This is a genomic window from Psychrobacter sp. TB55-MNA-CIBAN-0194 (assembly GCF_040309505.1).
Taxonomy (GTDB): Bacteria; Pseudomonadota; Gammaproteobacteria; order Pseudomonadales; family Moraxellaceae; genus Psychrobacter; species Psychrobacter fozii.
In genome coordinates this window covers 1-304 of record NZ_JBEOOW010000111.1, presented here as the reverse complement: position 1 = coordinate 304, position 304 = coordinate 1, and the positions used below count along the sequence as shown (strand labels likewise).

At 46.1% G+C, this 304-nt stretch carries 1 protein-coding gene; it reads right to left on the bottom strand.

All coding sequences use genetic code 11. The features are described from left to right. On the bottom strand, nucleotides 1-304 hold a 304-nt coding region (locus tag AAEY75_RS14465; RefSeq protein WP_352259951.1), incomplete at both ends, for an ATP-binding cassette domain-containing protein.

Genomic DNA, 304 nt, shown 5'->3' with positions numbered 1-304 from the left:
CGGTAAAGTTTTCAAATACCGTTGGTTTTTGAAACTTACGACCAATGCCTGCTTCGGCAATCTCTTCGGTAGACAGCTTGGCCAAATTATGTACTTGACCAAAAAACGCGCTACCTTTGGTCGGACGCGTTTTACCAGTGATAACATCCATTAACGTGGTCTTACCTGCGCCATTAGGGCCGATGATGCAGCGTAGCTCGCCTGCCTCAATGTATAAAGATAGATCATTGAGTGCACGGAATGAGTCAAACCACACGCTAACGTCTTCTAAATACAGCGCAATACCATGTCTCATATCTGGCCC